The organism is uncultured Chitinophaga sp., from assembly GCF_902168175.1.
GTDB lineage: Bacteria > Bacteroidota > Bacteroidia > Chitinophagales > Chitinophagaceae > Chitinophaga.
Genome location: NZ_CABHOU010000087.1, coordinates 1 through 4,870 on the forward strand (window position 1 = coordinate 1; position 4,870 = coordinate 4,870).

Sequence of the window (4,870 nt, forward strand, 5' to 3'; positions counted from 1 at the left end):
TTTCACCACATCGAACCGGTCGTAAGTGCCGAAGTAGGCAGGATATGTTTTTTCCATCCGCTGTACTGTAATATCCAGCACATCTTCCGCACTCGCCAGTCCGATTTTCTCCAATTCTCTGATCGCTATTTGTTTGATGGCATCGTCAGGTTCTTTCCAAAATTCGTCTGTTTTATTACAGAAGTACTCGAGACCAATCCAGGTGGTGGTGGGATCGCTTACCATGTAAGGGCCCCAGTTATTATATATTTGGATGCGTCCTACTTTTACGCCCTTGTCCTGGATGTATATCCAACTGTCTTTGAGCTTTTCGGGCGGCATGCTCATCTTCTTTAATAACACACCTACGTTTACGAAATCGCGGTACATCAGGCCAGCAGCTACTTCTTTTACATCTTCCGGTACTTTCTTTTCGTCCATACCGGCTACCAGTTCCTGTACCGGCATTGTGGAGAAGAAGTAATTGCCCTTCCAACTGCTGGCCAGGCCGCTCTCGCTATTCACGGTAACCACTGTTGTTATTTCGTTACCTGCGGACCATATCTTCTGCACATCTTCATAATGGCAGATCTGGCCGCCCATTTCTTTCACCTGGCGGGCTACTTCTTCCCACATTTGTCCGGCTCCCTTTGCGGGGTAGAGGAATTGCTCTATCAGACTCGTTTCGGTTCCCTTCTGCCCTATTTCCTTTTTTCCCCCTGATGATTTGATAATGGCTTTCACCGCATGTTGTATCGCTTTACTGATTGACACTCCTTTGATCCGTTGCGCACCCCACTCCGCCGAGATTTTTTCGCAGGATATGCCCCATACCTTTTCGGTATAGTCTTTAAAGAACGTGAGATACAATTCCCTGCCGAAACGGTTGATTAAAAAGTCCTGCAAACTGCTTTCGTTTTTAATCGGGAACAAACGGGCGCGCAGGTACGAGAACATAATTTTCGCCGTGCGTATTGGGCCCAGTTTGCGTAATGTATCTATTGATAATTGTATCGGGTAATTAAAAAATCTTCTTAAAAAATAGATGCGTGTTAAGCGTTCGATGATCAGCATCATCCCACTTTTATCTGTACCCGTGGCACTGCCGGCGGGTATTTCCCGGGTTTTATTCTGATAAGAGATATTGAGCGTTTCGTCGTCGCCGGTTTGTTCCAGCGGCATCATTTTCATCCACCAGTCCATTACCCGGTCGCTCTTGGAGAAGAACCTATGCGGACCCATGTCCATCCGGTTGCCTTTATAATTAACCGTTTTGGAGATACCACCAATATCGCCGGATTTTTCCAGGATGATGGGGGTAATACTGGTGCGTGTGAGTAGTTCATACGCAGCGGTAAGACCAGCGGGTCCTGCGCCAATAATAATGGCAATCTCTTTTTCCTGCGAATCAATACAGTCACCTATATCGATAGGGGTTTCTTCAAGTGTGGCTGAACCTGGCATAGCTAATTGGACTTATAAATTTCAGAATAGGTTTTACCGGGCACCGGCAAGGCGGTGTCATCCTGCTTTCCGGCTAATGAAAAGCATGCGAATACTTAACAGAGATACTTTCGTTCTACAAAAAAATGGATTGCTTTCTTTTTACGGTATGGTATACAGCGTGTCTTTTTTCCTGGCTAACCGGCTAACGTAGTTCGACGATCAATTGGATATTCATGCGTACTCACAGGTCATAATTGGGATAAACGGGGCCAAGTCTTTCAATCATAGTTAACAAGTCGGGAATTTATCTTTTGCTGTGTCTGTTGTTATTTACGATACAAAGATGAGGAAACTGTTTTGATATCCTGGTAGACGAATGGGGCAACATTGTGTACAACCAGGTCAATTTTTACACTTTGTTCCACATTTGCCTGAACTCTCCCGGTGTTTTGCTGTACATGCGTTTAAATGCCCTTGTAAAGCCCGAGCGGTCGGAGTAGCCCAGTTCATCGGCCACATCATCAATCGTACGCCAGCGCTCTTTTAACAGGCAGCCTGCCTTTAACATGCACTGTTGCGCTACGTAACCCGGCAGTGTAATGCCCAGCAGCGATTTGAATTTCCGCTTCAGTGTACTTTCACTTATGTTGTGTTTTCGCGCAAACCAGTCTACCGTATGGTTACGCGCATGTGGAGAGGTCATTATTTCGCGCCGCACATCTTCTATCATCTCACAGTAACCCGATGCCGCCAGTTCCGGCGCGTAATGCGGTTCATCGATCGCGATCTTATAGCGGAACAGTAAAGTGCCGATGGTGTTGATCAGTAACTCGTCCAGCTCATCGCCCTTCTCCTTACTATTGCGCATATTGGTGATCAGCCGGTGTACCGCCGCGTCCATTTGAACCGGCATCAGACGTATGCCTGATTTACTGTTGGCAATACTCATTTCTATCACCTGCATGGTTTCGCGGTGGTAACCTGCCAGTTCATCTATCAGTAAAGGATCTAATTCAAAATGCACCGACTCGTAGGTACCCGGTGTTAAATGGAGACAAAACGAATCGTCCGGCATATAGAATAAGCTGTAATGATGCGGCTCCAGCGCAACCTGGTATAAGCCTGCCACTTCGCCCCTCAGTTTACCAATGGTGGTAAACTGCAGTGCAATAGAGGCCGCATCGGGCCTTGCGTAGATCGTGCAGGCAGCAGTAATAATAAAACGGGTAATTTGTACGCGAAACTGTTGTCGGCGGAAGGATTGCAGCAGTACGTACCCGTAATCAATTTCAAAACAAGCAGCGTCCATCCAGGGACATCGGGTGTGTGCCAGCCATGCCGGTACTTCCACCGCCTTACCTGCTTGGGTAAGGCCGGGATTGCAATACAATTTCATAAACTGGGCTCTTTGACAAAATGAAAGTATAAGATTGGTATGCTCCAAATCCTTGTCTATAGCCATGTAGACACGTTCATAATTTTGTAAAAAGAAAGCCGGTTTCGCTAATCCATTGTCTGTGAAATTAGCGAAACCGACTGTTTTATGACAGCGGAGGAGAGAAATGTTATTCTGTTCGCAAACTTTTAACAGGATTTACAAGTGCCGCCCTGATGGCATGCGAACTGATAGTGGCCACTGCAATGACTACGGCAGCACTGGCGGCGGCTATAAACACCCACCATTGAATGCTTACGCGGTACGCATAATCCTGCAGCCAGTTGTCCATAAAAAACCAGGCCAGCGGGAACGCTACTACTGCTGCCAGCAGTACCAGTTTTAAAAAGTCTTTGGACAATAACGCAGCAATGCCGCTTACACTGGCGCCCATTACTTTGCGGATGCCTATTTCACGGGTGCGTTGTTCGGCGGTATAAGCCGCCAGGCCAAACAATCCTAAACAGGAAATCAATATTGCCAGCCCGGCAAATATGCGCGCGATTTTTCCTATCAATACTTCATTAAAGAAGAATTTATTAAACTGATCGTCCACGAACCTGTAGGTAAAAGGATAAGCGGGAGCAGCCTTTGCGATCACCTTTTCTATTTTTGACAATGCGGTTTGTAAATCGGTACCGGCTTTAGGGCGTACGTATAAAAACTGGTCGGCATAACCGGGCAGGCAGAAAAAGATAACAGGATCGGATTGCTGGCTGAATGCATTGCCGTATACAAAGTCGTTCACCACCCCCACTACTTTCACCTTTTCGTAACCAAAATCGCGGGCGTCTATGATTTTGCCAACGGCACTGCCATTGCCCATTAACTTCGCCAGGTTATCGGTAATTACCACGCTCAGCGAATCGCCTGCGCCATTTGCATTAAATCCGCGGCCTTCTTTTATTTTCATGCCCAGTGTCGGAAAAAAATCGGCGGTACCAATGCGGTAAGATATGCGCACATCTTTGCCGGGTTCTTTTCCATCCCAGGAAAAACCGCGGGAGTTATTGCCTCCTTCTATCGTGGCATGATCGGCCAGCGACGCATTTTCTACCACGCCGGTAGCTATCAGTTCCTGCTGCACCGACTGGAAATGTTTGGCTACATCGCCGCGCACATCTATTTCTATCAGGTTGTTTTTATCGAAACCCAGGTTACGTTTCTTCACATGATTTACCTGCTGTAGTATAATAATGGTGCAGATGATGAGTGCGATGGACACGGAGAACTGTGTTACCACTAATCCTTTGCGTACCACCGTTGCCCTGCCTGTTTTGCTTTTCCCTCCTTTTAGTACGCTAATGGGTTTAAAAGAAGATAAATACAGCGATGGATAACTGCCGGCCAGTAACCCACAAACCACCGCAATAGCCGCGAAAACGCCGAGGTGCAGCGGTGTTCCGAACTCCAGCTCTTTCCCGGTAAGTCCGTTAAAAGCGGGCAGACAGATAACTGTAAACAATATCGCGATCAGCGTGGCCATAACGGACACTAACAACGACTCGCCCATAAAACGACCAACGAGGCTGCCTTTTCCGGCACCCAGCACTTTCCTCACGCCTACTTCTTTCGACTGCCGGTTACTGCGCGCAGTAGCCAGGTTCATAAAGTTGATGCAGGCAATAACGATAATAATCAGTGCAATGATGGAGAACATTCGTACATAAGTTATTCGTCCCTCACCGGTTGGCTGGCCATTGCGGAAACCATCGTACAACCGCCAGTCGGTCATCGCCAATAAAGAAAGATGGGAGTTATTATTGTCACTGTAACCTTCGAGGTAATTCCAGAGTTTTTTACCGATGGCTGTTACGTCGGCTTTAGGAGTAAGTTCTACGTAAGTTGCCACGCCAAAGTTATTCCACGACTTCAGGTAGTCGCGCGAAGATTCGAAGTTATTCCAGGGGCGCAGCCATTCGAACTGTAAAGTGGAATTGCGGGCCAGGTCTTTTAACACACCCGTTACCTGGCAATCCGTTTTATCATTGATGCGCACCGTTTTCCCGA

The 4,870-nt window shown here is 47.2% G+C and carries 3 protein-coding genes; all 3 read right to left on the minus strand.

All coding sequences use genetic code 11. The annotated features are described in order from the left end of the window. Positions 1-1,443: NAD(P)/FAD-dependent oxidoreductase (locus tag QZT80_RS18975; RefSeq protein ID WP_295125696.1), on the minus strand; the 1,443-nt coding region annotated here is incomplete at its 3' end. Between the two features lie 391 nt (positions 1,444-1,834). Beyond that, positions 1,835-2,821, minus strand: coding sequence for an AraC family transcriptional regulator (locus tag QZT80_RS18980; RefSeq protein WP_295125699.1), 987 nt, complete (start codon positions 2,819-2,821; stop codon positions 1,835-1,837). A 169-nt stretch (positions 2,822-2,990) separates the two neighbouring features. Further along, positions 2,991-4,870 (minus strand): FtsX-like permease family protein (locus QZT80_RS18985; RefSeq protein WP_295125702.1); only part of this gene is annotated, 1,880 nt, incomplete at its 5' end.

Coding starts and splice junctions, on each gene's coding strand:
- QZT80_RS18980 (WP_295125699.1), bottom strand. CDS start 2,821: ATGAAATTGTATTGCAATCCCGGCCTTACCCAAGCAGGTAAGGCGGTG.